1 protein-coding gene is annotated in these 365 nt (G+C 69.3%); it reads left to right on the top strand.

Going from position 1 to position 365, the window contains the following annotated elements; all coding sequences use genetic code 11:
- Positions 1-365, top strand: a 365-nt coding sequence (locus CR470_RS38530; RefSeq protein ID WP_143664013.1) for a phosphopantetheine-binding protein, incomplete at both ends; no start/stop codon positions are given.

Here is a 365-nt window from a genome sequence, read left to right as displayed (position 1 = left end):
GCCGGTCGTTGCCGGAGTACATGGTGCCCTCGGCGGTGGTGGTGCTGGAGGCGCTGCCGCTGACACCGAACGGCAAACTCGACCGCAAAGCACTCCCCGTACCCGACATGGGCCCTGCCGAGGCGAGCAGGGAGCCGAGGAACGAGCAGGAGCGCGAGCTGTGCGCGCTCTTCGCCGAGGTTCTCGACCTGCCGTCGGTGGGCATCGACGACAGCTTCTTCGATCTGGGTGGTCACTCGCTGCTGGCGACGCGGCTGATGAGCCGGATCCGTTCGGTGCTGGGTGTCGAGCTGGCGATCCGTACCGTCTTCGAGGCGCCGACGGTCGCGGGTCTCGCGGAGCGTCTGTCGGGTGCGACGGGCCGG

Source organism: Streptomyces sp. rh34, assembly GCF_002551245.1.
Taxonomy (GTDB): Bacteria; Actinomycetota; Actinomycetes; order Streptomycetales; family Streptomycetaceae; genus Streptomyces.
Note: the sequence above shows the minus strand (reverse complement) of the source record. Positions and strands in the feature narration are given on the sequence as shown.